Raw genomic sequence first — 284 nt, 5'->3', positions numbered from 1 at the left:
ACTACTTCGGCTACTCGTACGGGACCTACCTGGGCGCGGTCTACGCGAAGCTCTTCCCCCAGCGGGTGCGCCGTCTGGTCCTCGACTCCATCGTCAACCCCGAGGGGGTGTGGTACGAGAACAACATCCGGCAGGACTACGCCTTCAACGACCGTCACCGGGCGTTCCTGGCCTGGGTGGCGCGGCATGACGCGGCGTACGGGCTCGGCACCGATCCGGCCGTCGTCGAGGCCAAGTGGAAGGCGATGCGGGCGGCGCTGGCCATGAATCCGGCCGAGAAGAAG

Annotated in this window: 1 protein-coding gene; it reads left to right on the top strand. The window is 67.3% G+C overall.

Annotation, left to right across the window (positions count from 1 at the left end; genetic code table 11):
• On the top strand, positions 1–284 hold a 284-nt coding region (locus C3488_RS39850), incomplete at both ends, for an alpha/beta fold hydrolase (RefSeq protein ID WP_146068046.1).

It is taken from the genome of Streptomyces sp. Ru72 (assembly GCF_002920635.1).
Lineage (GTDB): Bacteria > Actinomycetota > Actinomycetes > Streptomycetales > Streptomycetaceae > Streptomyces.
This window is presented reverse-complemented; position numbering and strand designations above follow the sequence as displayed.